The following is a 23,898-nucleotide window of genomic DNA, read 5'->3' on the forward strand; positions in this document are numbered from 1 at the left end:
ATGACATCAAACCCGCAAGCGTCAAAAGAATTACTGACACAGGAAAGAATGAGAGAACTGATTAAATTAGCGCAGGCAGGGGATGAAGCAGCTAGAAAAGAGATGGTAGAGGGGAATACCCGACTTGTATGGTCAATTGTTCAACGTTTTACTTCAAGGGGTGCCGATTTAGAAGACCTATTCCAAATTGGGTGTATTGGACTGATGAAATCTGTCGATAAATTTGATTTATCTTATCCAGTGAAATTTTCGACATATGCTGTACCAATGATTATCGGGGAAATTCAGCGGTTTCTTCGTGATGATGGGATGGTTAAAGTCAGCCGTTCAATACGGGAATTAAATTATAAAATTCGTCATGCAACAGATGATTTTCTAAAAGACAATGAAAGACCGCCAACAATTCAAGAATTGGCGACAATACTAGATGTGTCAATTGACGACATAGCTATGGCAAGTGATGCCTTGCGAGATCCTGCATCACTTCATGAGCAAATTTTTGAAAGTGATGGTGATCCAATTAGTTTAATGGATCAAATGAAAGACGAAAGATCAGAAAAGCCATTTGAACATATTCCATTAAAAGATATGCTAGAAAGGCTAGGTAAACGTGAACAGTCTGTCATTTATTTACGCTATTATCTTGACTGTACTCAAAGTGATATTGCTGAAAGATTAGGTATTTCACAAGTTCAAGTCTCCCGTTTAGAAAAGCGAATTTTAGCACAGCTGAAAATTTGGCTAACAGATCAGCAGTATGAACAATTGGTAAAGGTGGCAGATTATGAGTAGTAGTACCAATAGTGAAACGCAAGCAATTTTCCAAAGTAACGAAGCAGCAGAAGCTTTCATGATTTCCCAATTTGGGAAAAGTGAAAGCTTCGATATCAATATGAAATATATCCATGTTCATAATATGGAAGTTTTTACGATTAATATTAATGGTTTAATTGATAGTCCAAATTACACTCGGCTATTAACAGCAATCCAGCCAACAGCTGTTTATAAAAGAGATAAATTTACGTCAGGGGAAGCTGAAGGATCGCCAAAACCAGACAAAGACGAATCAGATACATCTAAGCTAGAAAAGGGCCAAGAACAATCAAAGAAAGAAAGCATTCAGGCAGAAGCAGATTATTTTTTTGAATGCTTTCCCTTCTTTGCTTGGGAGCTGCAAACTTCAAAAGAGAAATTATTAACGGCTATCATGAGTGGACAAATAGCTTTTATTACACCATCTGGTATCGCGATTACAGCAGATTTTAGAAGCTATCCAGGAAGAAATCCTGAGGAACCAGACAATGAGAAAGTAATTCGAGGTTCAAGGGATGGTTTTACAGAAAGTATTATCCTAAATTCAGCTCTCATTCGTAGAAGAATACGTGATACATCATTAAGACTTGAGTTACACCAAGTGACAGAAAAAAGCCAAATGGATTTAGCTATTGTCTATTTAAAAGAAATCGTCAATGAAGAACATCTAAATTATATAAGAAAACGCTTAGAGAAAATCCAACATGATGGATTGACAATGGCTGATAAATCCTTAGAAGAATGGTTAATAAAACAACGCTTCCATCCATTACCGTTTGTCCGATATAGTGAAAGACCTGATATTGTGGCTGCACATATATTAGAAGGACATATTGCGATTGTTGTTGATACATCACCTTCGGTTATATTAGTGCCCATCACTCTTTTTCATCATTTGCAACATGCTGAAGAGTATAGACAGGCACCTGCAATTGGAACAGTTGTACGATTTCTACGTTTTTTTGGAGCTTTTCTTAGCTTCTTCTTACTGCCTCTTTGGTTTCTACTTGTTAAGCATCCCGAATACGTCCCTTCATTTATGGACTTTATAGGTCTCAATAAAAAAACCTCTATTCCTCTCCTTGTACAAATTCTGGTTGCAGATATTGGTATAGAGTATTTAAGACTAGCAGCTATCCATACGCCAACGCCTTTATCAACGGCAATGGGGCTTGTAGCAGGTATCGTTATTGGCCAAATTGCAATAAACGTAGGACTGTTTTCTGGAGAAGTTGTTCTTTATACAGCAGTTACTGCTATTTTCACTTTTGCAATTCCATCGTACGAACTAAGTGTATCCGTTAAGATTTTCAGAGTCTTATTATTATTACTTACAGCCGCCTTTGGAGTAAATGGTTTCTTTATCGGTATTTTAGGTACAGTATGGTATATGGCATCATTAAAACCAATGAACGTTCCTTTTTTATGGCCCCTTATTCCATTCTTCCCTAATGCTTTCGCACATGTACTATTACGTTATCCAATGACAAATGATGCACCAAGACCGTTTTTTGTTGGAGCTAAGGATCGAAAACGTTCTTAATGTTGTGTGCCATTGCATCTGCTCTTCTATCGTGTTAAAGTTCATGTTATAGAAAATTCCGTGTATTCTTACAAATGATCATGGATACGATAGGAGAGATTGGATGCATTTATATGGAACTCAAACTATTACAGAAAATAACTATTTATCTATCGGTGGTGTCGATACAGTAGAATTAGCAAAAATATATGGTACACCACTTTTTGTTTATGACATTGCTTTATTTAGAAAGAGAGCGCGAGGCTTTGTCGATACATTTAATAATGCTTCCGTCTCAGCACAAGTTGCTTATGCTAGCAAAGCCTTTTCAAGCGTTGCTATTTATCAAGTGGCTGCCCAAGAAGGGTTGTCTGTTGATGTAGTTTCTGGTGGTGAATTATATACTGCTTTACAAGCAGGATTTCCAAGCGAAAAAATTCATTTTCATGGAAACAATAAGAGTTTACATGAATTAGAATTTGCATTTGAATCTAAGATAGGATGCATTGTTATTGATAATTTTTACGAAATTGACGTATTGAAAAAATTGTCTGCTCAAAGAAAGCAAAAAATGCATGTATTAATTCGTGTAACGCCTGGTGTAGAAGCGCATACCCATGATTTTATTACAACCGGCCAGTCTGATTCAAAATTTGGTTTTGATTTAAGTAATGGTCAAGCAGATGCTGCTTTTAAAGCACTATTTAATGATCCGTATTTAGAATTACAAGGAATGCATTGTCATATTGGCTCTCAAATTTTTGATACAGCTGCATTTCGTTTAGCAGCGAAAAAGTTGACAGAAAAAATGGGTGAATGGCAAGAACATTATCAATTCCATACGACTGTCTTAAATTTAGGTGGCGGATTTGGTATTCGTTATACAGAGGAAGATGCGCCATTAAAACCAGCAGTATATGTTGATGATATGATTAAAACAGTGAAACGAGAAGCCGAAAAGTTAAAGTTACCAATGCCTGAAATTTGGATTGAACCTGGTCGTTCATTAGTTGGTGATGCAGGTACAACACTATATACGATTGGGTCACAAAAAGAGGTTCCAAATACACGTAAGTACTTAGCTGTAGATGGAGGTATGTCAGATAATATACGACCGGCTCTATATGATGCTAAATATGATGGTGTAATTGCCAACAAAATGTCACAACCTGCTACAGAAACTTATACGATTGCTGGAAAACTATGTGAATCTGGTGATAAACTGATTGAGAACATAAATCTACCAGAGGCCAAGCCGAACGATATTCTTGCAACATTTTGTACTGGTGCATATGGTTATTCAATGGCGAGTAATTATAATCGTATACCAAGACCAGCTGTTGTGTTCGTTGAGAACGGTGAACATCAGTTAGCGGTGAAACGTGAAAGTTATGAGGATCTTGTGAAGTTAGACCTTCCGCTATCAATTGGAAGGGGGTAACCTAATTTTGAAAAAAAATAATATTATTTTGTTAATATCCTTACTCGTAATGTCAGGTATATGGGGTGTTATTTACTGGTTTTTTATAGCACCAAATTCAATTCCCAAATAACGGGAAAAAATTTGCGCATTTTTTGCTTTTCGTGTAGGATATTCAAGGATGTTTAAAGGCAAAAAAAGAGGGATCTAATATATGTTATGTCGTTATAAGAAAGCAAACGAAAAAATTGCGATGGGGCTCTTGTCTTTTATGCCCGAACATAAAGATGTAAAAAAGTTACAAGAGGCGATTTGTCAATATAATTCTGATCCAAACTGGCAACTGTTCTTATGGAAACAAGAAGAAGATACTATTGGTCTTGTAGGTGTAGAGATACAAGATAGTCAATGGGTTGTTAGACATATATCAGTAGACCCATCTCATCGTGGAGAAGGACTTGGAGTAGAAATGATTCGACAGCTTTCAGAAATGGATTTATGTGATTCAATCGTACCTGATTCTTTAACAGAATCCTTTATCCAAAAATGTCTAACGATGTTAGAAGAAGCAGACAAAAAGCACTAATGTCTGCTTCTTCTTTTTTCTTGACGTGCTAAAAGAATATTGGAACGATCTCTAAGCATATGTTTATTTTGAAGAAAATAAGTATCGCTTGGGGGCAATGTAGCTATAGATTGCTCTACTTTTAATTTTAAATCAGGCGACTGAATATCAATATACCAACATATATAAGGTTCATGATTATTCACTTTTTCTTGAGTTAGGTGGATTTGATGTAATAAGTTGGATGTATTAATTTCTTCTAAAAGCGGATCATAAATAGAAGCACTTAATGTACGTTCTGCCTTTTTTAATATGGTATGAGCTCCTTTAAAATTCTCGCGTCTCCAGTGATAAAGGCACGTTGCTAGTTGAATCCATCCTGTAAGCGGATGTTTTTTATCTCTTGGTGCTACTTCTTTCCAATACTCCTCTAAGACTTCATGACATTCAAAGTAATCTTGATTGCCATTGAAATAAGTAAGAAATTCGATGAATAAAGGGTGATGCATTGGATGCATTTTGCTCTCCTTTCCTCTATACTAAATTTTGAAGATAAATTGTCAGGTGGTAAATTATGTCATACGAAGTAAAATTAGAGGCTTTTGAAGGCCCTCTCGATTTATTATTACATTTAATCCATCGCTTGGAAATCGATATATATGATATCCCTATGGCAGAGCTTACTGCACAGTATATGGAGCATATTCAAGCGATGCAAGTGTTAGAGCTTAATGAAGCAAGTGAATATTTAGTAATGGCAGCTACATTGCTTGCGATTAAAAGTAAAATGTTATTGCCAATTCACGAAGGTGATCTTGATGATGAGGAATTTGAAGTAGATGAACCGGACCCTCGTGAAGAACTCGTAGCAAGATTAATAGAATATCGTAAATTTAAAGATGCAGCTATTAATTTAAAAGAAATGGAAACAACCCGTACAAAATATTTTACAAGACCCCCAGCAGATTTATCCGCATTTATGCCTGAAGAACAATTAGTTTTGTTTGATACTTCTGTGAATGTCTACGATATGGTAGCAGCATTTCAAAAGATGCTGAACCGTAAACGGTTAAAAGCGCCACTTACAACAAAAGTGACAAAGCAAGAAATTTCGATAAAAGATCAAATGCGTGCAGTTGTTGATGTTTTAAAATCAGCCCATGGACGTGCTAATTTCTTCGATTTATTTCCTTATGAAGATAAGGGTACACTTGTTGTAACGTTTTTATCGATTTTAGAACTCATGAAACGCCAAGTAGTAGCCGTTGAACAAGATAATAATTTTGAAGATTTAACGGTGATTTTACGGAAGGAAGAAATAACAGATGAACAACTTGAATCGATTGATGAGCAGAATTGAGAGTCTTCTTTTCATCATCGGAGAAGACGGATTAACGATCCAACAACTTTCAATTATTACTGAAACAAAAGAAGAAGAAATTGCAGAAGCAATACAACAAATGATGGAACATTACGAGAAACACGAAGAACGAGGCATCGTTATAAAAGAATTGGCAGGTACATTTCAACTCATTTCAAAACCTGAGCACGCAGACTTGATCCAAAAATTGGTAGAAAATCCTCCAGCTCAATCATTATCTCAAGCCTCACTTGAAGTATTGGCAATCGTTGCATATAAACAACCAATTACTCGTGTCGAAATTGATGATTTAAGAGGTGTAAAAAGTGAAAGAGCGTTACATACTTTAAATGCAAGAGGTTTAGTACATGAAGTTGGGCGAGCTGAAGGTACTGGCCGTGCCATTTTATATGGTACAACAAAAGAATTCTTGAATTATTTTGGTATGAAGAATATTAACGAATTACCAGAGCTCCCAGAAGAAGGTGCCGCTGATCTAGATGAACAACCAGATTTGTTTATGTCTAAATTCCAAGAAGCTTTTCAAGAACCACAAACAGACTGATCGCTAAAGGAGTGACATTTTGCGTCGATGGATTGTTGTAGTATTGAGTTGTATTATCGTTCTAATGCCATTTGAAAAAACAGCAGAAGCAGCTACAAGTTCTTACGCAGTAATTGATGCAGATACAGGAAGATTATTAATTGGTATGAACGAACATGAAAAACTACCAATTGCAAGCCTTACCAAGATGTGGACGGCTTTTGTAGCAGTTAAGGAATCTGATTTAAACACTGAAACGACAATTTCAAAAAAAGCAACATTGAGTGAGGGCTCATCAATATACCTTGTTGAAGGTGAAAAGACTACGTTAAAAACATTACTTAATGGTTTACTTTTGCGATCAGGAAATGATGCTGCAACAGCAATTGCAGAAGAAGTAGGCGGTTCAGTTGGTGGATTTGTAAAATTGATGAATGACTATGCGTTACTGTATGGATTATGGGATACGCATTTTGAAAATCCATCAGGTTTGCATGATGACAAGCATTTATCCTCTGCATATGACACAGCTCAAATGTTGAGAATTGGAATGCAAGAAAAAAATTTCCGTAAAATAGCTACCACAAAATATTACAAAAATGATTTGCAAAATCCAACAGTTTGGAAAAATAAACACAAACTTCTACACTACAATAAATATGCAATTGCCGGAAAAACAGGTTTTACAAAAGTTGCTGGCCGTACACTTGCAACGTATTTTGAAAAAGATGGTAAGCGAGTTATTGTAGTAACATTGAATGAATCAAATGACTGGCAAGTTCATTCAGGATTTGCAGAAACTGCTTTCCAAAAATATGATAAAAGATTATTGGCAAAACAGGGATTATATCAAGTAAGAGATGATCTACAAGTTGAATTGGAGCAACCTGTTTATGCTCTAATTTCAAAGGAAGAAGAGAAAAAAGTAAAATCAATCCTAAGAATGCCGAGGATTGCACAAGGTGATATTGGAATTTGGTCGTTTTATCTTGATGGACAGCCATTGATCGATGAGCCTGTTCATATGATTTGGAAATAAGAGGAGACGGCTAATAAGTCTTTAAAATAGTAGAAGAAATTAAATTAGCACCCCGAATTGCATAAAGCGCGAGAACGAACCGTATGAGACAACTCAGTTGGCTCATGCGGTTTGTGCGCTTAGCGGGATGTCTAACAGAAAAAATAGTAGGCTGTTCAATAGTGAGTTATTCATTCACTATTAGGACAGTCCCTTTTTCTATATTGACTATGTTAAATCGAATTATTGATATTGAAAGGAATAGTAATTGTCTACCCCGCCTTATAAAGCGCGAGAATGCTTTTATTAGCGATGAAAGTGTAGCGATTTAGTATTGAATCGTGTGAGCCAAGACGGTTGTCACAAGGTTTAATATTTAACTTGCTAGGGCTGTGGATAAAAAATTATCAGAGCTCATTAAAGTGGAACGCGCTTGATCAGAATCAGGAGGGAAATGTAAATATATAGATTTGTTAAAATTTAAAAGTAACAGTGCAACTTCTAATACTTTTATTATTAGAAAAAATATGCAATAATTTTTGAAGGCTAATAGCATAAGTTTAATGAGGTGACCAAATGGAAAGACTACAGAAAGTGATTGCTCACGCAGGAATCGCATCAAGAAGAAAAGCAGAAGAATTAATTACAGAAGGTAAAGTAAAAGTGAATGGACAAGTGGTTCGAGAGCTTGGTACAAAAGTTACTGCTTCAGATTCAATCGAAGTAGAAGGCGTTAAAATTGAAAAAGAAATAAAGGTTTACTATTTATTATATAAACCAAGAGGCGTAATATCAGCAGTTTCAGATGATCGTGGTCGTAAAACTGTATTAGATTTATTCCCTAATGTAGAGCAAAGAATTTTCCCAGTAGGCCGATTGGATTACGATACTTCAGGTGTATTGTTATTGACGAATGATGGCGATTTTTCAAACTTATTAACGCATCCACGTTATAACATTGATAAAACGTATGTGGCTAAAGTTAAAGGGGAACCAAGAAGAGAAGATTTGAAAAAATTAGAACGAGGAATCATGCTTGAAGATGGTAAAACGGCTCCTGCTCGGGTAAAAGTACTTTCATCAAATCGCGAACACGGAAAATCTATTATTGCAATTACAATTCACGAAGGACGTAATAGACAGGTTCGTAGAATGTTTGAAGCAATTGGATGCCCAGTAGAAAAGCTAAAACGTGAACAATTTGCATTTTTAGGACTACATGGTTTAAATGCAGGTGAGTCGCGTGAACTAACAGCTCATGAAGTAAAACAACTTCGTGTTCTTTCAGAAACGGGTAAAATCGGCTAGATTTTACTCTTTATGTTACAAAAGATTCACAAACCATTCATATATATATATAAGTAAATAAGCCAAAATTTGTTATAATAGAGTGGATTGTTTCTGGAGTGATTAAGGGGGCTTTACTTCAACAATGGAGAAAAAACAAAAAAGATTATATTTACGATTAATCATTTTAGCCGTTCTAGTCGCAGCAATCGTTTACACTGTGTATACAACTGCACACAAGGATAACGTACAACTGTTAAAAGAAGGTGACGATGCACCCAATTTTTCATTAGTAGATTTAAATGGTAATACACATAAATTATCGGATTATAAAGGCCAAGGTGTTTTATTGAATTTCTGGGGGACATGGTGTCAAGCTTGTAAAAAGGAAATGCCAGCTATTAATGATCAGTACAAACAATTTAAAGACCAAGGTGTTCAAGTTTTAGGTATTAATATCGCTGAATCTGATTTAGAAGTATCAAGCTATACAAATAAGCTAGGTGTCGAGTTTCCAATTTTACTTGACAAAACAAGAAGTGTTATGAGGGCTTATAACGTAGATCCATTACCAACTACAGTTTTAATAGACAAAGACGGCAAAATAGCGAAAATTATCATTGGAGAAATGACGGAAACAGATATTAAAAAATACCTTACAAGTATTAAACCATAAGAAGGAGTTCTAAAGGATGAAAAATATAACTTGCGAATGTGGCCATGTTAATCCCGAAGGAACGCATCTATGTGAAAAATGTGGACGACCTCTTACAGAAGAAGAAAAAAATCAAAAGATCGTTGATATGCGATATGAAGGAAGAGCTATTCGTTCGAAAACATATAACAAAACAATTATTGATAAAATTTGGAACTTCTTCTCAAGTGTTAAAATTGGTGTCTCGTTAATTGTGATCACCTTGGTAGCAGCAGCTATTGGTACGTTTTTACCTCAGGTTGTTTATGTAAATGTAATGAAAGGTGAAGATGTAAAACAAGCATACATCGACAACTATGGAACCTTTGGCAAAATCTATTACAACTTAGGGTTAACCGATATTTATAGTTCATGGTGGTTCCAAACATTAATCGGATTACTAGCTATTTCAATTATTGTGGCTAGCCTAGACCGTGGCATTCCACTGTATAAATCGTTAAAAAACCAACGTGTAAAACGTCATGAAAGTTTCATGAAACGTCAACGGATTTTTGGTCAACAAGAGATGACTTCAGAAAAAGCAGATGAATCATTAAATTTAGCTGAAAAGAAAATGAAGGAACTAAAATACAAAGTTCGCAGAGAAGATGGAGTCCTTCTTGCAGAAAAAGGCCGCTTTGCTCGTTCTGGTCCATATATCAATCATATAGGATTAATCATATTCCTTTTCGGTGTTATGTTACGCTTGATGCCTGGCTTTTATATCGATGAATCATTATGGATTCGTGAAGGTGAAACTGAATCAATCCCAGGTATGGAAGGTTATTACCTACATAGTAATAAATTCACCTTCGAGACATACAAAAAAAATGAGCAAAAAAAAGAATTCAATCAATCCAAAGCTGCAGTCAACTCTGTAGCGAAAAATTATCAAACTGATGTTGTTTTATATAAAGCAAAAGACGTAAGTGTTGCAGGAGATACAAAAGATTTAAAAAAATTAGAAAAATACTCAATTAAAGTAAATGACCCGTTAAAATATGATGGCTATGCACTTTACCAAATGGATTTCCGATTAAATGAGCTCAAAGCAATGAATTTTAACTTAATCAATAAACAAACAGGGAAATCTCTAGGCGAAGTAAATATAGATTTAGCAAATCCTAAAAAAGTATATGATTTAGGTAATAAAACAAAGGTAGAACTAAAAGGTTATTATCCAACATTCTCTGGATTTGATAATGGTGAGCCACAATCTGATTCACCAATACCAAACAATCCAGCATTTATCTTCAAAATGTATACACCTGAAACGCCAAAAGGTGAAACGAGTTTCGTTGCAATCAGACAAACTTTAGAACCACTTGGTACAACAAAATATAAAATGAAATTTGCAAATGTTGAAACACGTAATGTATCTGGGTTAACTATCCGGAAAGATAAGACACTTCCTGTTCTGGCACTTGGCGGTATAATCTTTATGATTGGTGTAGTTATGGGGTCTTATTGGAGTCACCGTCGTTTGTGGCTTCAAAAAACAAAAGATGGGCGCCTTCTATTGGCTGCACATACAAACAAAAACTGGTTTAGTATGAAAAAAGATTTAGATATAGTAACTGAATTTGCTCACCTACCTGTTTGGGTTGACCAACAGGATCAGGATAATCAAGAAGAAGATCAAAAGAAAGAAAAGGAAGGTGACTATACTTTATGAGTTTAATTGGTATTAGTAGCTCTTTACTATTTTTCGCATTTATCGCGTATTTAGTTGCTACGCTATTTTTTGGAGGAGCAGTTAAAGGTGCACAACAAGATGCATCTGTATCTAATAAAAAATGGGGTAAAATCGCGATTACAATTACGATCATTGGATTTATCGCAAATCTGGGTTATTTCGTTACGCGTTGGATTTATGCTGGACATGCACCAGTCAGTAATATGTTCGAGTTTACAACAGCATTTGGTATGTTCGTTGTCGGCGCATTTATCTTAATTTACTTCATTTATAAAGTACCTGCTCTGGGCCTATTTGCATTGCCGATTGCTATTTTAATCATTGCTTATGCAAGTATGTTCCCACGTGAGGTTAGTCCATTAATTCCTGCGCTTAAAAGTTATTGGTTATATATCCACGTTATAACTGCAGCGATCGGTGAGTCAATTTTAGCAATAAGTGCAGTTGCGGGTTTAATTTATTTGTTGAAAAAAGTTGATACAACTAAGCGTACAAAAAGTAGTATTTGGTTAGAAGTAGTAATGTATGCAGCAGTCTTAGTTATTGGATTTGTAATCGTTTCATCAACGTTTAACTTAATGGGATATAAAGCAGATTTTACATATGTTGATAAAAACGGTGCACAACAAGAAATCACCTATAACAACCCAGCATTATTTGGTATGCACAAGTATGAACTAAAATCTCCAGGTAAAATGGAACCGATAGCTGAAGTGCCTGCTGTTGTCAATGCAAAAAAATTAACAACTGTAGTTTGGTCTATTATTTTTGGTACTGTATTATATGGTTTAATTCGATTAATCTTACGTAAACCAATTTCACGTATGGTACAACCACTTGCAAAACGTGCAAACTCTCAATTATTAGACGAAATTGGTTATCGTTCAGTATTAATTGGTTTCCCAGTATTCACATTAGGGGCATTAATCTTTGCTATGATTTGGGCACAAGAAGCTTGGTCACGATTCTGGGGCTGGGATCCAAAAGAAGTATGGGCTTTAATTACTTGGTTATTTTACGCCGCTTTTCTTCACTTACGTCTATCGAAAGGCTGGCAAGGTGAAAAATCAGCATGGCTTGCTGTAATTGGCTTTGTCATTATTATGTTCAACCTTGTAGCAGTTAACTTAATCATCGCTGGTTTACACTCATATGCAGGATAACGAATTACGAATAAAAGCCTTTTCCTTGATATGAGGGAAAGGCTTTTATTTTCTTTTCATTTTTTATTACTGATTGTACAATAAATATATAGAATACTGGGAGGCATAATTGTGAGTGAACAAATTTCGATTTTAGTGGTAGATGACGAAGATCGTATTCGTCGTTTATTAAAAATGTATTTAGAACGAGAAGGATATGAAGTAGAAGAAGCAGAAAATGGTGAACAAGCAGTAGAAAAGGCTCTGGTTAATGATTATCATTGTATTCTTTTAGATATCATGATGCCAGAGAAAGATGGTTTAGAAGCTTGTGAAGAGATTCGTGACCAAAAAACAACGCCTATTATATTACTAACTGCTAAGGGTGAAGAGGCAAATAGAGTACAAGGATTCGAAAGTGGTGCTGATGATTATATTGTAAAGCCATTTAGTCCAAGAGAAGTAGTATTACGCGTGAAAGCTATTTTACGTCGTTCTGCTGCATTTTCGCCGATTTCCGTTTCATCATCTTCTAAAGACTTAGTGGTATTCCCGCATTTAACTATTGATCATGATGCACATCGTGTTTCTGCTGATGGAGTAGAAGTAAATTTAACACCAAAAGAATATGAATTACTATATTTCTTAGCAAAGGCACCTGATAAAGTATTTGATCGCGAGCAATTATTAAAAGAAGTCTGGCATTATGACTTCTTCGGTGATTTAAGGACTGTTGATACGCATGTAAAACGTTTACGAGAAAAACTAAATCGTGTATCTGAAAATGCGGCAAAAATGATTGTAACAGTATGGGGCGTTGGTTATAAATTTGAGGTAGTCAATGACTAGAATATGGAACAGTGTTGTCGGGAAGCTATGGGTAACCATTTTGCTTCTCGTTTCATTTGTATTATTTGTTTTTACAGTATTAATGTTAGAATTTCTATCTAAATACCATGCCCAACAATCTGAGGCATTACTTCGCCAAGAAGCGACTACAATTGCAAGGATTGTAGATGATCATGAATCAATAGCATCCACAAAATCGATTATCAGCGATATTTTGAGTGATGAAACTAATGCAGTAATCGTTGATAAAACAGGTAAATTAGCATTTTCACTTCAAGAAGGTCTAAACCAATCTAAGATTAAGGATAAAATTATTGGTGAAAAATCATTTAATCAAGTTTTTACTTCAAACAAACCGGTAGTCAAGGAAATGATGCTACCATCATCAACGGAAAAGGATCATGTAGAATCGTATATAGTTATGGCCTTTCCCTTAAATGCTCATAAAATGAATCATGGTGTTGTTTTTATTTATCAAAGTCCTGATGCAATACATCGTACAACAAATGAGACAACAAAAATTGTCTTTCTAGCTGCAGCGATTGCTTTTATATTAACAACATTCTTTGCTTTCTTCTTATCAACTCGAATTACATCTCCATTACGTAAAATGCGAGAGGCTGCTTTCGAGTTAGCAAAAGGAAACTTCGATAAAAAAGTTCCTGTATTGCAAAATGATGAAATTGGTCAATTAGGCACTGCATTTAACCAAATGGGGCGTCAATTAAAGCATCATATGGAAGTTATAAATCAGGAAAAAGAACAACTTTCAAGTATATTGACATCTATGACGGATGCAGTGATAACATTCAACAGTGATCGTACTATAATATTAAGTAACCCACCGGCTGAATTATTATTACAAAAATGGTTTATCAATAAAGGATCTGATAGTGATCGACCGATTCCTCCAGAAATTTTTCATATGCTCGAGCATGTGATTGACTTGGAAGAAGAATTACGGGAAGAACTTGAGTTGGATGGCACGTATTTCTTGATTTCAATTAGTCCACTTTATAGCGGAGATTCTGTACGGGGAGCCGTTGCCGTATTGCGAGATAAAACGGAAGAACATCGCTTAGACAAGCTTCGATCAGATTTTATCGCTAATGTGTCACATGAATTACGAACTCCTATAGCAATGTTACAAGGTTACAGTGAAGCCATTATAGATGATGTAGTATCAAGTGAAGATGAACGTAATGAAATGATACGTATTATTTATGACGAGTCTCAACGTATGGGACGGCTTGTAACTGATTTACTAGATCTTGCTCGTATGGAGTCTGGTAATATCACTTTATATAAAGATTCAGTACCGATTACACCTGTATTTGAACGAATTACCCAAAAATTTGTACAGGCTGCAAAGGAAAAAGATATTGAGTTGGCCTATTCATCTACTTTCGATGAATCAATACGAATTAGTATAGATGAAGATCGAATTGAACAAGTATTAACGAATTTGATAGATAATGCAATTCGTCATACTGGGCAAAATGGAAGTGTGCATGTAATTGTGGATCAACAAGTTTCTTATGCACGTATTCAAGTAAAAGATAACGGTGCAGGAATTCCAAAAGAAGATTTAGAGTATGTTTTTGAACGTTTCTATAAGGCAGATAAAGCAAGAACAAGAGGTAAAGGTGGTACTGGTTTGGGACTTGCTATTGCCAAGAACATTGTGGAGGCACATAAAGGGCGTATTAAAGTTGAAAGCGAAGTAGATAAAGGAACAAGCTTTATTTTTTATTTACCTCTTGAAATACAATAAGAAAAATCAAAAGTTTAAAGTTGGGATGCAGGATGTCAAATAATCTTTCATAAGATTTTTTGGCATCCTCTTTTGTATTCAATTCATAAATACTTAATTTATAAGTGTACTATGTTTATAGGAATACCAAATTTTCCTATAAAAAATAAGTATAAAACCTTTACAAAGAGCTATTTTTTTTATATAGTTACATTGTATAAAAAAATCATATTGATTCATCTTCGGGGCAGGGTGAAATTCCCGATCGGCGGTATTAGAGATTAATGCGTTACTCTTAAGCCCGCGAGCCGTAAGGCAGGACTTGGTGAGATTCCAAGGCCGACAGTATAGTCTGGATGGGAGAAGGTGAAGGTACGGTCGTCTATTTACTATATATTTTAATTTATAGTATTGATGGACGCTTATTTGACTATGCCTAATTCTCCCTTAAGCTGTTAAAGCTTGAGGGTTTTTTTGCATATTATAGGTTCCGGACCTTTCCTCTTTTTGAAGTGAATCGGCAAAAGGAGAGAAAACAATGAAAAACACAAAATTGCAAAAGATGGTCTCAATAGGGATGTTAAGTAGTATATCATTTGTATTAATGATTTTTAATTTCCCATTACCTCCATTCCCTAGTTTTTTAGAAGTCGATTTTAGTGATGTACCAGCAATTATGGCTGCAATTACGATGGGTCCATTAGCAGGAATCGTTGTTGAATTTATTAAAAACATATTAAACTGGTTCTATGTAGGTAGTCCTACAGGTGTTCCAGTAGGACAAATTGCAAACTTTACAACAGGTATTCTATTTATCATGCCTGTATACTTTATATATAAACGTTTATCAAGTGCAAAAGGTTTAACAACAGGTTTAGTTATTGGTACATTAACAATGGCAGTTGGTATGAGTGTATTGAATTATTACCTATTTATGCCAATGTATAATTATTTCTTAAATGTACCAACTGAAACAGGTATAGCTCTTAGAAATTCAATTGTTACAGGTATTTTACCTTTCAATATAATAAAAGGAATTATAATTACTGCAATTATGCTATTACTATTCTCAAGTCTAAAAAAATGGATTGTGAAACAGCGTAAACAATTTATAAATGAATAAAATATTTAGATTAGAAGGCTATCCTTTAAAGATAGCCTTTTTAATTTTTGTTCCTGTCAACCTTTAGGATGTATTTCTTCAAAAAGATTGTCAGAAGATTAATAAAATATATGAGCTAGTCAATTTCGTAAATGCTTTTCTATTATAAAAATACGAATGCATTTCCGAGGACTCCCCATCTTCTGCTTTAAAAACAATGTTCTAATTAATATTGCATATGAAAGAGCAAATATTTGAATTTATGAAATTGATTTGAGTTAGAAAGGATTAAACATTTTTATTTATTTCCCGGGAAAGAATAATTCCGAAAAATAAAATTCACCTTGGATGGAGTTATGCTATATTCTAGTTATAAATTTTAAGTCTTTGTTAAATGATATTGTTGTTTTAATGATCTTACTTGAGTGAAAGGCGGTGACTCCTGCAGAGAAACTGATGAAATAACAACAGCATTATTAAACAAAGTAATTTTTTAAGTGAACTATTTCATCATCTAATAGGCAAGATTTTTGCAAATGACGATGATTGCATATATAATTTGTTAGATATTTTATGTATTGAAGCATAAAATCTGCAATGATAATTTTCGATTTTAGTAACTGGAAATAGAGTCTATCTCAGATATCTTGCAAATATTATAGGATAGGTGGATAAATATGAATTATAGAGTTTTACTTTATTATTTTTACACAAAGATCGATGATCCCGAAAGATTTGCAACAGAGCATTTAGCTTTTTGTAAATCATTAGAATTAAAAGGTCGTATTTTAATAGCATCTGAAGGTATAAATGGGACAGTTTCAGGTTCGGTGGAGCAAACGAACAGTTATATGGAATATATGAAGGCAGATCCTTTATTTGAAGGAATTGTTTTTAAAATAGACGAGGTAGAGGCTCATGCTTTCAAGAAAATGCATGTACGCCCTAAAAAAGAATTAGTTAACTTCAATTTAGAAGAAGATATAAATCCACATGAATTAACGGGTACTTACTTAGAACCCGGTGAATTTTATCAAAAAATGCAAGAAGACAATACAGTTATTATCGATGCACGAAATACGTATGAATATGATTTAGGTCATTTTAGAGGAGCGATTAGACCAGATATTCAAACATTTCGTGAACTACCAGAGTGGATACACGAAAACAAAGAACAATTTGAAGGAAAACAAATTCTAACATATTGTACTGGGGGTATCCGTTGTGAAAAATTCTCAGGTTGGATGAAGCGAGAAGGATTCGAAAATGTTAACCAACTCCATGGTGGCATTGTCACATACGGAAAAGATGAAGTGGCAAGAGGACAATTATGGGAAGGGCAATGTTATGTCTTTGATGAACGAATCGCTGTACCCGTTAACCAAGTTGAACATGTTATTGTGGGCCATGACCATTTTGACGGGGAACCATGTGAACGTTATATTAACTGTGCAAACCCGGAATGTAATAAGCAAATCCTATGTACTGAAGAAAATGAAAATAAATATTTAGGCGGTTGTACACATGAATGTAGAGTGCACCAACGTAATCGATATATTGCTCGTAATCGCTTATCTGAAAAAGAAGTAAAAGATCGATTAGCAGCTATTGGTGAAACAATCGACTAATGTAATTACTAGGGCGAGCTAAGCAATGAAACTTAGTTCGCTTTTCTAATGACTATTTATGAGCTGGTTGAGAAGGGATAGAGAGTATGATTATACAAGGTAAATTACATCTTCAATTAATGAAAGGCCCAAGCTTATTATTCTTAGATGATGAACCACTAGCAAAAAAACTCAATCCTTATGATGGAAAGCAAGTAACAGTAACTTTTAAATTGCCTAATGTTGAAAAAAGGGTAAATGGAATTGCTGAAATTTTTTATTTTGAAGGTAAAGATGGTTATGGTGGCGATAAATTTACAAATGACTTCGATATCGAAGAATTTGATTGTATTGAATGGTTGTCTAATTTTGATGGTAATCAGGTGACTATTTACATTGATTAGTCCAATATGAAGTTTGATTAAGTTGTTACAATATTCTCTATAAAATACAATAAATCCTCTTCCGAAATTTGCCGGAAGAGGATTTTCTTTAGCTATTTTTAAAATAATCAAGAATGAATTGTTGGAATTGCTTCGTCGCTGGAGAGAGGAAGCGACCTTCAGACCAAGCCATACCAATTACACGTTCAAGTTTTAAGTCGCTTATGTGTATTTTGGCAATCCTTTTTGGATTGAGTTCTTCGCCATCTGGTAAAATGGAGACGCCAAGTCCGGCGGCTACAAAACCAGCAACTGTTGCTACCTCATCGCCTTCGAAGGTAATCTTTGGGTCAAAGTGTGCTTTTTTGAATAATCCATCTAATTGAACTCTTAACGCATACCCTTTTTTTAATAATATAAATGATTCATTTGCTAATTCTTTCATTGTAATTGTTCGATGTGTAGCTAAAGGATGCCAAATGGGTACGATAGCAAATAATTCTTCACGCCAAAGCTCTGTCCATTGAATCGGCTTTTCTGTTTCCATTTCAGCGATTAAGCATAAGTCGAGTTCGCCTGATTGTAGTTGCTTAAGCTGAAGATGGGTATGGTTTTGCTTTAAAGTAAAATGAATATCATGGTGTTGTTTTCTGAATTGCATGATTAAATCTGGTACGACATTTGTTCCGAGTGTATGTAAAAAGCCAAGAGAAACTTCGCCGTGGTTTGGGTCTACGATCTCTTGAATTTCATGCAGACCATCTTGATATTCACGCATTATGTTATGAACACGTTTCACGAATATTTCTCCATACCGATTTAAAATAATAGAGCGTCCTTGTCTCTCGAATAGAGGGACACCTAACTCGTCTTCTAAACGTGCAATTGAGCGGCTAAGTGCTGGTTGGGAAATTGACAATTGCTCAGCGGCTTTTGTCATATGTTGAATTCTCGCTAGTACTTGAAAGTATTCTAGCTGTTGCCATTCCATTAATAATTCTCTCCTTCAATCATGCCTTTTTTCCATCATTTTGGTTCCAATCATAAAGAACAAACTTCTTTAAGTCAATAAAAAAACACTAAGGGATCATCCCCAGTGCTTATGATTGTGCTTTCATAAATGTAACTGTTCTTTCATCTGAATCATACAAACACCATTCACGGTTTTCAATGACAGAACCAACATTGACTCCATATTTTTTCTTCTTTAAATGAATAGGTTGTCCATATTGAAATTCCTTTTTATGCCCTTTTCTATAAAGCGCAGCATCATGACTATGCCCGAAGAATACGATAGGTGCTTCGATTTGTTCTAAAAATGGTTTCCAATCGGATGACCACTTAAATTGGTGGCCATGAATAATTTCTGCACCTTCAATTTCTAGTGATTCTGGTAAGGTCAAAAAAGTATTTAAACCTGTTACTTTCATAATTCTTTCTTCCTGGTTTCCTCGAACAGATGGAAATTGCAATAATCGCGTGAATTCATCAGAAAGTTCGGCTGCTTCATCTAGCGTAATACCAACAATTTCTTTTGCTCTCTTTTTCCCAATTTTGCATTCATATAAATCGCCGAGTCCAATTATTGCAGCATTTTCAGCATTTGCATTAATATCGGCTAGTACAGCTTTTGTATCCGATACGCTGGAATGGAGATCGCCGAGTAGTGCATATTGCATAAAAACAGTCCTTTCATCCAAATATATGTAAGAGTTTATCACAAAAATAAACTGTTCGAAAAGATTTTGGCTGAAGTAAAATGTAGTATTATGTAGAATAAAAAATAACAATAACACATTATGACAAAAATGTAACAGCAATTACGCTTCTGTTAAAACAGGAGAAAAAGACTATACAAATATATGATTCATGCTATTATAAAATAGAATATAGAAACCGTACATAGAAAAAATTAATAGAAATGAGTTGAATTAGATTGAAAATGAGTACAAAATGGGGTCGTTCAGCAATTGTTACTCTAGCACTAACTTGTGGCTTTATGTATACTGTAGAACCAATACAAGTAGATGCTAAAACATCGGCACAGATGATACAAAAAAAAGCTGAAATTGATAATAAGATTGAAAAACTAAATAAAGAAATTAAAAAATTGCAAAAACAGCTCGACAAAAAGCAACAAGAATATGAAAAAACCGTAAATGAAATTGACAAAACAAATAAAGAAATTAGTGAAACTGAAAAAAAAATTAAAGAACGTTCAGTAATCATTAATGATCGTTTAAAAGCATACCAAGGTCAAGATAATACATTAGATCCATATCTTGAAGCTGTTTTAGGTGCGGATAGTATTTCAGATGGAATAAGTCGAGTTATTGCTGTTAAAACCGTTTTAGATGCAGATCAAGATTTAAGAAATGAAGACAAAGCAGACAAAGCTAAATTAGCAGAAGAAAAACAAGCATTACAAGAAAAACAAGCAAAACTACAAAATCAATTCCAAGAAATGCAAGATGAAGAAAATCATTTGGAAACCAAAAAAGCTGAAAATAAAGCAAAGTCTTTAAAATTAAAAGAGCAAATTGCAACAAAAAAACAACAAGAAAAGCTTGAAAAAGAACGTAAAAAACGAGAAGCAGAAGCAAAACGCCTGAAAGCATTACAAGAAAAACAGTTTGTAGAAGCCAAAAAGTTGGAAAAAGCTTCTGTAAGTAAAACTAGTAATTCAATACATACTGATAGTGTAGGTAATGCTGGTAATGGTACAAACGGTGCTAAAGTAACGGATAGCGATCAACAAGCACCTAGCGTTTCAGGATCAGGCTCTGCAAAAAGCGCAATTGCCGAAGCAAGCAAATACCTAGGACGCGCATATGTTTGGGGAGGAAGTAATCCATCAACTGGCTTTGACTGCTCTGGTTTAACACAATGGTCATTTAAACAAGCCGGTGTATCACTACCTCGTACAGCAGCACAACAATATTTGGCAACACAAAAAGTAAGTGCAAGTGAAGCAAAGGCTGGAGATTTAGTGTTCTTTAGTTATGGCTCCGGTGTAGCACACGTTGGGATCTACTTAGGTGGCGGAAGAATGCTTGATGCACAAAATAATGGTGTTGTTGTGGAATCACTTGACTGGTGGAATAAATACCTAGTTGGCTACGGTCGAATTTCTGGTGTAAACTAGTAATCTATCTTTAAATTAATAGTCAAAAGCCTTCTCTTCGAAGGCTTTTTCTTTTTGCTTCATTATATGAATTGAGAAGTAGTTTTTTGTAAACGTAACTTCAATGAACATACCATTCTACTTTAAACGAACGGTGTTTAAGTTCTGTTAATTCAGTGGGGTTCTTTCAGAGACCTACGGAAAAAGCTTAAGCTGAAAGCCCTGCAGGAATGATTTTAAGGAACAAAACCTAAGAACGCCACGTCCTTTGGCCACGGTTTCGTGACCAACATCGTGTTTGCCCAAGGATATTGAAGTCATGCCTGTGGATAACAAAAATACAACACTACATCATCTCCAAGTACATGGAAGGTATATGTGAAATATTGTTATTATATGATGATTCACAAAATAGACATAACTCAGATGTTATTGATAAACTAATAATGGATATTTTGTTCAATATAGAAATTTGAAAATAGGAAAATACAAGGTAATATAAGATGTTTGGTTTGTTCCCTAATTAAGGTAAAGTGTTGAATAGAAAATGCAACTTATACATGATAAATAGAAGTGAGTATAACTTATGAAGGTTACTAGAGGAGGAAAATAGATGTCATTATTGGAAAAATTAAAAATGAAATATCCTATTATACAAGCGCCAATGGCTGGTGTTACAACCCCCGAAATGGTTGTAGAAAGTGCAAATGCAGGGATTTTAGGTTCAATAGGTGCAGGATATTTAAGCGCTGAAGTTACGAGAGCATTTATTAAAAAAGTAAAAGAAGCAACAACAAAACCTTTTGCTGTAAATTTATTTGTACCAAACGATGTGGATACCACAAAAGAAGAACTAGAAGATGCCTATAATGTGTTAAAACCCTATCGAAAAAAATTAATGATTCCAGATGAAGGTGCCCTTCTATCAACATCTGATATTGATGCACAAATAGATGTCATAATTGAAGAAGATGTAAAAGTATGCTCATTCACTTTTGGATTGCCTACTGATGATATAGTAAAAAAACTTCAACAACATGGAATCTATACAATCGGAACTGCGACAACTGTTGGGGAAGCGATATTAGTGCAAGAACATGGTTTAGATGCAGTTGTAATGCAGGGAGAAGAAGCAGGTGGTCATCGTGGTTCATTTATTGACCCGGAAGAATTAGTTTCTTTACATGATTTACTTAAAGGCGTAAGGGGGAAAGTAACCATTCCTGTGATTGCTGCAGGGGGTATTGCTACGAAAGAACAAATTCAAGCAGCATTAGAAGCAGGTGCGGAGGTTGTTCAGATTGGGACTGCATTTCTGGTAAGTGAAGAAAGCGGAGCGCCTGAAATCCATAAACAACAAATTTTAAAAGCAGAAGAAGATATAACAGCTTTAACAAAAGTATATTCAGGTAAATTAGCAAGAGGTATTGAAAATGATTTTATGATTTTCATGGAAGGTAATAAAATTGCACCTTACCCATATCAAAATGACCTAACTATGAGTATTCGAAGAAGAGCTCAGGAATTAGATATCTATAGCTTAATGGCGATGTGGGCTGGGCGGAATTTACATTTAGTTGAAGCCGGGTCTGTACAAGAAATTGTTGACCATTTAACAAAATAATAAAGAAAAAAAGGAAAGGCAGATGATGCATTTTGCCTTTTCCTTTTAAATAAGAATTTCAGTATTGTAAGCTTATACGCCCATAATATTGTAGCCACCATCTACATAAATCACTTCTCCAGTAACTCCACTAGATAATTGACTCAGCATAACAACAGTCATGTTGGCTACTTCTTCAGGTGTAACATTACGTTTAAGTGGTGCGGTTTCTTCCATTTTGTTTAAAATCTGATTGAAAGAAGGTACACCTTTTGCAGCAAGTGTTTTAATAGCACCCGCAGAAATAGCATTTACACGAATGCCATCCGCACCGACATCAGAAGCCAAGTATCTTACAGAAGCTTCTAGCGCTGCTTTTGCAACACCCATAACGTTGTAACCTTCAAGTACACGTTCAGCACCTAAGTAAGACATTGTAACGATTGAACCGCCTTCTGTCATATAAGGTCTTGCAGCGTTAGCAACAGCGATTAATGAGTAAGCACTAGTATCTTGTGCAAATGCGTAACCTTCACGAGATGTTTCAATAAAACGATTTTTTAAGTCTTCTGCATGTGCAAATGCAACTGAGTGAACAATCCCATGAATTGTACCAACTTTTTCACCAATTTCTTGGAATGCGTGTTGAATACTTTCATCACTATTTACATCACATTGCACCACAAGTGGTTGCATATCTTCATACTTAGCAAGTTGTTTTTCTAATTTCATTAAAGAGCGTTCTTTACGATATGTGAATATAACGTTAGCGCCAACTGTCATTAATGCTTTAGCAATACCCCAAGCAATACTACGATCATTTGCAACGCCCATTACCACGATATTTTTGTCTTTTAATTGTAATAAATTATCCATAATAGCCTCCTGTAATAGTTACTATTAGTACCTGATACTAAAATAGTACCTTATACAGAGGGAGAATGCAATAAGGAAATTACTTAATAGACCTTGCATTAAATTCATTCAAAAGTTAATTCAAGAAATCCATACGGAATGATTTGCATTTGTTTAAAATGGTGTTAGATTTAATAGAATCATTTTTACAAAACAAAAAGCGCATAGGGAAATTAATCATTTACCCATGCACTTCTTGGTTATTTGTTTATTCAGTGTAGCTAACAATATGACTATTCGTATTTTAGAGGATCGCCTTCGAAAGATTCATCTGCTACTTTAATAGAGTCAGTTGGGCAACCTTCAAATGCATCTTCCATGTCTTCCATTAAATCTTCTGGAACTTCAGCAGTCCCCATGTTATTATCTAAAATAACGAAGGCAATGCCTTCATCGTCATAGTCATAAATATCTGGCGCTGCAGCCCCACATGCGCCACAAGCGATACAAGTATCTTTATCAACAATGGTAAATTTCGCCATTCTACTTCTCTCCTTTTAC

At 34.9% G+C, this 23,898-nt stretch carries 23 protein-coding genes and 1 riboswitch; of the genes, 18 read left to right on the top strand and 5 right to left on the bottom strand.

What is annotated here, in order from left to right; translation table 11 throughout:
• The 4 genes from Q8X41_RS18040 to Q8X41_RS18055 all read left to right on the top strand — a co-directional run bounded on the left by Q8X41_RS18040 (position 1) and on the right by Q8X41_RS18055 (position 4,341).
• On the top strand, positions 1 to 792 hold the full coding sequence (locus Q8X41_RS18040; RefSeq protein ID WP_397537622.1) for a SigF/SigG family RNA polymerase sporulation sigma factor: 792 nt from the start codon (positions 1 to 3) through the stop codon (positions 790 to 792).
• A complete protein-coding gene (locus Q8X41_RS18045) occupies positions 785 to 2,356 on the top strand; it encodes a spore germination protein (protein ID WP_397537623.1) in 1,572 nt (523 codons plus the stop codon). Before Q8X41_RS18040 ends, Q8X41_RS18045 begins: the two co-directional genes overlap by 8 nt.
• 103 nt (positions 2,357 to 2,459) lie before the next feature.
• Entirely contained in the window at positions 2,460 to 3,776 is a 1,317-nt protein-coding gene (gene lysA / locus Q8X41_RS18050) for a diaminopimelate decarboxylase (RefSeq protein WP_397537624.1), read from the top strand.
• A gap of 193 nt (positions 3,777 to 3,969) precedes the next feature.
• On the top strand, positions 3,970 to 4,341 hold the full coding sequence (locus Q8X41_RS18055) for a GNAT family N-acetyltransferase (RefSeq protein ID WP_397537625.1): 372 nt from the start codon (positions 3,970 to 3,972) through the stop codon (positions 4,339 to 4,341).
• Here the strand turns inward: Q8X41_RS18055 and Q8X41_RS18060 are convergent.
• Positions 4,338 to 4,838, bottom strand: a complete 501-nt coding sequence (locus Q8X41_RS18060; protein ID WP_397537626.1) for a DUF309 domain-containing protein — start codon at positions 4,836 to 4,838, stop codon at positions 4,338 to 4,340. The two genes, Q8X41_RS18055 and Q8X41_RS18060, sit on opposite strands and share 4 nt — an antisense overlap.
• Before the next feature lie 56 nt (positions 4,839 to 4,894).
• Here Q8X41_RS18060 and Q8X41_RS18065 point away from each other — a divergent pair, with 56 nt between their 5' ends.
• The 12 genes from Q8X41_RS18065 to Q8X41_RS18120 all read left to right on the top strand — a co-directional run bounded on the left by Q8X41_RS18065 (position 4,895) and on the right by Q8X41_RS18120 (position 17,776).
• Positions 4,895 to 5,680 carry a segregation/condensation protein A gene (locus Q8X41_RS18065; protein WP_397537627.1) on the top strand — a complete coding sequence of 262 codons (786 nt, stop codon included), beginning with the start codon at positions 4,895 to 4,897 and terminating at the stop codon, positions 5,678 to 5,680.
• Entirely contained in the window at positions 5,646 to 6,245 is a 600-nt protein-coding gene (gene scpB, locus Q8X41_RS18070) for an SMC-Scp complex subunit ScpB (RefSeq protein WP_397537628.1), read from the top strand. The genes Q8X41_RS18065 and scpB overlap by 35 nt, the downstream gene beginning before the upstream one ends.
• 19 nt (positions 6,246 to 6,264) lie before the next feature.
• Positions 6,265 to 7,263: a D-alanyl-D-alanine carboxypeptidase family protein gene (locus Q8X41_RS18075; protein ID WP_397537629.1), complete on the top strand. Its 999-nt coding sequence runs from the start codon at positions 6,265 to 6,267 to the stop codon at positions 7,261 to 7,263.
• Between the two features lie 555 nt (positions 7,264 to 7,818).
• Positions 7,819 to 8,550 (top strand): pseudouridine synthase, encoded by a 732-nt coding sequence (locus tag Q8X41_RS18080; RefSeq protein ID WP_397537630.1) that lies wholly within the window; start codon positions 7,819 to 7,821, stop codon positions 8,548 to 8,550.
• A 124-nt stretch (positions 8,551 to 8,674) separates the two neighbouring features.
• Entirely contained in the window at positions 8,675 to 9,205 is a 531-nt protein-coding gene (resA, locus tag Q8X41_RS18085; RefSeq protein ID WP_397537631.1) for a thiol-disulfide oxidoreductase ResA, read from the top strand.
• 16 nt (positions 9,206 to 9,221) lie between these two features.
• Entirely contained in the window at positions 9,222 to 10,898 is a 1,677-nt protein-coding gene (locus Q8X41_RS18090) for a cytochrome c biogenesis protein ResB (protein WP_397537632.1), read from the top strand.
• Positions 10,895 to 12,082: a c-type cytochrome biogenesis protein CcsB gene (gene ccsB / locus Q8X41_RS18095; protein ID WP_397537633.1), complete on the top strand. Its 1,188-nt coding sequence runs from the start codon at positions 10,895 to 10,897 to the stop codon at positions 12,080 to 12,082. The genes Q8X41_RS18090 and ccsB overlap by 4 nt, the downstream gene beginning before the upstream one ends.
• 111 nt (positions 12,083 to 12,193) lie before the next feature.
• Positions 12,194 to 12,910 (top strand): response regulator transcription factor, encoded by a 717-nt coding sequence (locus Q8X41_RS18100; protein ID WP_397537634.1) that lies wholly within the window; start codon positions 12,194 to 12,196, stop codon positions 12,908 to 12,910.
• Positions 12,903 to 14,684, top strand: a complete 1,782-nt coding sequence (locus Q8X41_RS18105; RefSeq protein WP_397537635.1) for an ATP-binding protein — start codon at positions 12,903 to 12,905, stop codon at positions 14,682 to 14,684. Before Q8X41_RS18100 ends, Q8X41_RS18105 begins: the two co-directional genes overlap by 8 nt.
• 213 nt (positions 14,685 to 14,897) lie before the next feature.
• Positions 14,898 to 15,035, top strand: a riboswitch (FMN riboswitch).
• Between the two features lie 166 nt (positions 15,036 to 15,201).
• The gene (locus Q8X41_RS18110) at positions 15,202 to 15,786 is read left to right on the top strand and encodes an ECF transporter S component (protein WP_397537636.1); all 585 of its coding nucleotides are present in this window, start codon (positions 15,202 to 15,204) and stop codon (positions 15,784 to 15,786) included.
• A 656-nt stretch (positions 15,787 to 16,442) separates the two neighbouring features.
• A complete protein-coding gene (locus Q8X41_RS18115) occupies positions 16,443 to 17,393 on the top strand; it encodes a rhodanese-related sulfurtransferase (RefSeq protein WP_397537637.1) in 951 nt (316 codons plus the stop codon).
• 86 nt (positions 17,394 to 17,479) lie between these two features.
• Positions 17,480 to 17,776 carry a hypothetical protein gene (locus Q8X41_RS18120; RefSeq protein ID WP_397537638.1) on the top strand — a complete coding sequence of 99 codons (297 nt, stop codon included), beginning with the start codon at positions 17,480 to 17,482 and terminating at the stop codon, positions 17,774 to 17,776.
• An 88-nt stretch (positions 17,777 to 17,864) separates the two neighbouring features.
• On the opposite strand, the gene Q8X41_RS18125 is transcribed toward Q8X41_RS18120, so the two are convergent.
• Positions 17,865 to 18,746, bottom strand: coding sequence for a LysR substrate-binding domain-containing protein (locus Q8X41_RS18125; RefSeq protein ID WP_397537639.1), 882 nt, complete (start codon positions 18,744 to 18,746; stop codon positions 17,865 to 17,867).
• A gap of 109 nt (positions 18,747 to 18,855) precedes the next feature.
• Positions 18,856 to 19,434 carry a metallophosphoesterase family protein gene (locus Q8X41_RS18130; protein WP_397537640.1) on the bottom strand — a complete coding sequence of 193 codons (579 nt, stop codon included), beginning with the start codon at positions 19,432 to 19,434 and terminating at the stop codon, positions 18,856 to 18,858.
• Positions 19,435 to 19,697: 263 nt separating this feature from the next.
• Here Q8X41_RS18130 and Q8X41_RS18135 point away from each other — a divergent pair, with 263 nt between their 5' ends.
• Positions 19,698 to 20,900 carry an NlpC/P60 family protein gene (locus Q8X41_RS18135; protein ID WP_397540303.1) on the top strand — a complete coding sequence of 401 codons (1,203 nt, stop codon included), beginning with the start codon at positions 19,698 to 19,700 and terminating at the stop codon, positions 20,898 to 20,900.
• Positions 20,901 to 21,492: 592 nt separating this feature from the next.
• A complete protein-coding gene (locus Q8X41_RS18140; RefSeq protein ID WP_397537641.1) occupies positions 21,493 to 22,503 on the top strand; it encodes an NAD(P)H-dependent flavin oxidoreductase in 1,011 nt (336 codons plus the stop codon).
• A gap of 72 nt (positions 22,504 to 22,575) precedes the next feature.
• On the opposite strand, the gene Q8X41_RS18145 is transcribed toward Q8X41_RS18140, so the two are convergent.
• Both Q8X41_RS18145 and Q8X41_RS18150 read right to left on the bottom strand, forming a co-directional pair.
• A complete protein-coding gene (locus tag Q8X41_RS18145; RefSeq protein ID WP_397537642.1) occupies positions 22,576 to 23,358 on the bottom strand; it encodes an enoyl-ACP reductase in 783 nt (260 codons plus the stop codon).
• Positions 23,359 to 23,630: 272 nt separating this feature from the next.
• The gene (locus Q8X41_RS18150; RefSeq protein WP_397537643.1) at positions 23,631 to 23,879 is read right to left on the bottom strand and encodes a ferredoxin; all 249 of its coding nucleotides are present in this window, start codon (positions 23,877 to 23,879) and stop codon (positions 23,631 to 23,633) included.
• Positions 23,880 to 23,898 lie beyond the last annotated feature (19 nt).

Source organism: Rummeliibacillus pycnus, from assembly GCF_044359855.1.
GTDB classification, from domain to species: domain Bacteria; phylum Bacillota; class Bacilli; order Bacillales_A; family Planococcaceae; genus Rummeliibacillus; species Rummeliibacillus pycnus_A.

What these genes read in the sequence shown, in the direction of transcription:
- Q8X41_RS18040 (WP_397537622.1), top strand. Translation starts at nt 1, where the DNA reads ATGACATCAAACCCGCAAGCGTCAAAAGAATTACTGACACAGGAAAGA.
- Q8X41_RS18045 (WP_397537623.1), top strand. Translation starts at nt 785, where the DNA reads ATGAGTAGTAGTACCAATAGTGAAACGCAAGCAATTTTCCAAAGTAAC.
- lysA (WP_397537624.1), top strand. Translation starts at nt 2,460, where the DNA reads ATGCATTTATATGGAACTCAAACTATTACAGAAAATAACTATTTATCT.
- Q8X41_RS18055 (WP_397537625.1), top strand. Translation starts at nt 3,970, where the DNA reads ATGTTATGTCGTTATAAGAAAGCAAACGAAAAAATTGCGATGGGGCTC.
- Q8X41_RS18060 (WP_397537626.1), bottom strand. Translation starts at nt 4,838, where the DNA reads ATGCATCCAATGCATCACCCTTTATTCATCGAATTTCTTACTTATTTC.
- Q8X41_RS18065 (WP_397537627.1), top strand. Translation starts at nt 4,895, where the DNA reads ATGTCATACGAAGTAAAATTAGAGGCTTTTGAAGGCCCTCTCGATTTA.
- scpB (WP_397537628.1), top strand. Translation starts at nt 5,646, where the DNA reads ATGAACAACTTGAATCGATTGATGAGCAGAATTGAGAGTCTTCTTTTC.
- Q8X41_RS18080 (WP_397537630.1), top strand. Translation starts at nt 7,819, where the DNA reads ATGGAAAGACTACAGAAAGTGATTGCTCACGCAGGAATCGCATCAAGA.
- resA (WP_397537631.1), top strand. Translation starts at nt 8,675, where the DNA reads ATGGAGAAAAAACAAAAAAGATTATATTTACGATTAATCATTTTAGCC.
- Q8X41_RS18090 (WP_397537632.1), top strand. Translation starts at nt 9,222, where the DNA reads ATGAAAAATATAACTTGCGAATGTGGCCATGTTAATCCCGAAGGAACG.
- ccsB (WP_397537633.1), top strand. Translation starts at nt 10,895, where the DNA reads ATGAGTTTAATTGGTATTAGTAGCTCTTTACTATTTTTCGCATTTATC.
- Q8X41_RS18105 (WP_397537635.1), top strand. Translation starts at nt 12,903, where the DNA reads ATGACTAGAATATGGAACAGTGTTGTCGGGAAGCTATGGGTAACCATT.
- Q8X41_RS18110 (WP_397537636.1), top strand. Translation starts at nt 15,202, where the DNA reads ATGAAAAACACAAAATTGCAAAAGATGGTCTCAATAGGGATGTTAAGT.
- Q8X41_RS18115 (WP_397537637.1), top strand. Translation starts at nt 16,443, where the DNA reads ATGAATTATAGAGTTTTACTTTATTATTTTTACACAAAGATCGATGAT.
- Q8X41_RS18120 (WP_397537638.1), top strand. Translation starts at nt 17,480, where the DNA reads ATGATTATACAAGGTAAATTACATCTTCAATTAATGAAAGGCCCAAGC.
- Q8X41_RS18125 (WP_397537639.1), bottom strand. Translation starts at nt 18,746, where the DNA reads ATGGAATGGCAACAGCTAGAATACTTTCAAGTACTAGCGAGAATTCAA.
- Q8X41_RS18130 (WP_397537640.1), bottom strand. Translation starts at nt 19,434, where the DNA reads ATGCAATATGCACTACTCGGCGATCTCCATTCCAGCGTATCGGATACA.
- Q8X41_RS18135 (WP_397540303.1), top strand. Translation starts at nt 19,698, where the DNA reads ATGAGTACAAAATGGGGTCGTTCAGCAATTGTTACTCTAGCACTAACT.
- Q8X41_RS18140 (WP_397537641.1), top strand. Translation starts at nt 21,493, where the DNA reads ATGTCATTATTGGAAAAATTAAAAATGAAATATCCTATTATACAAGCG.
- Q8X41_RS18145 (WP_397537642.1), bottom strand. Translation starts at nt 23,358, where the DNA reads ATGGATAATTTATTACAATTAAAAGACAAAAATATCGTGGTAATGGGC.
- Q8X41_RS18150 (WP_397537643.1), bottom strand. Translation starts at nt 23,879, where the DNA reads ATGGCGAAATTTACCATTGTTGATAAAGATACTTGTATCGCTTGTGGC.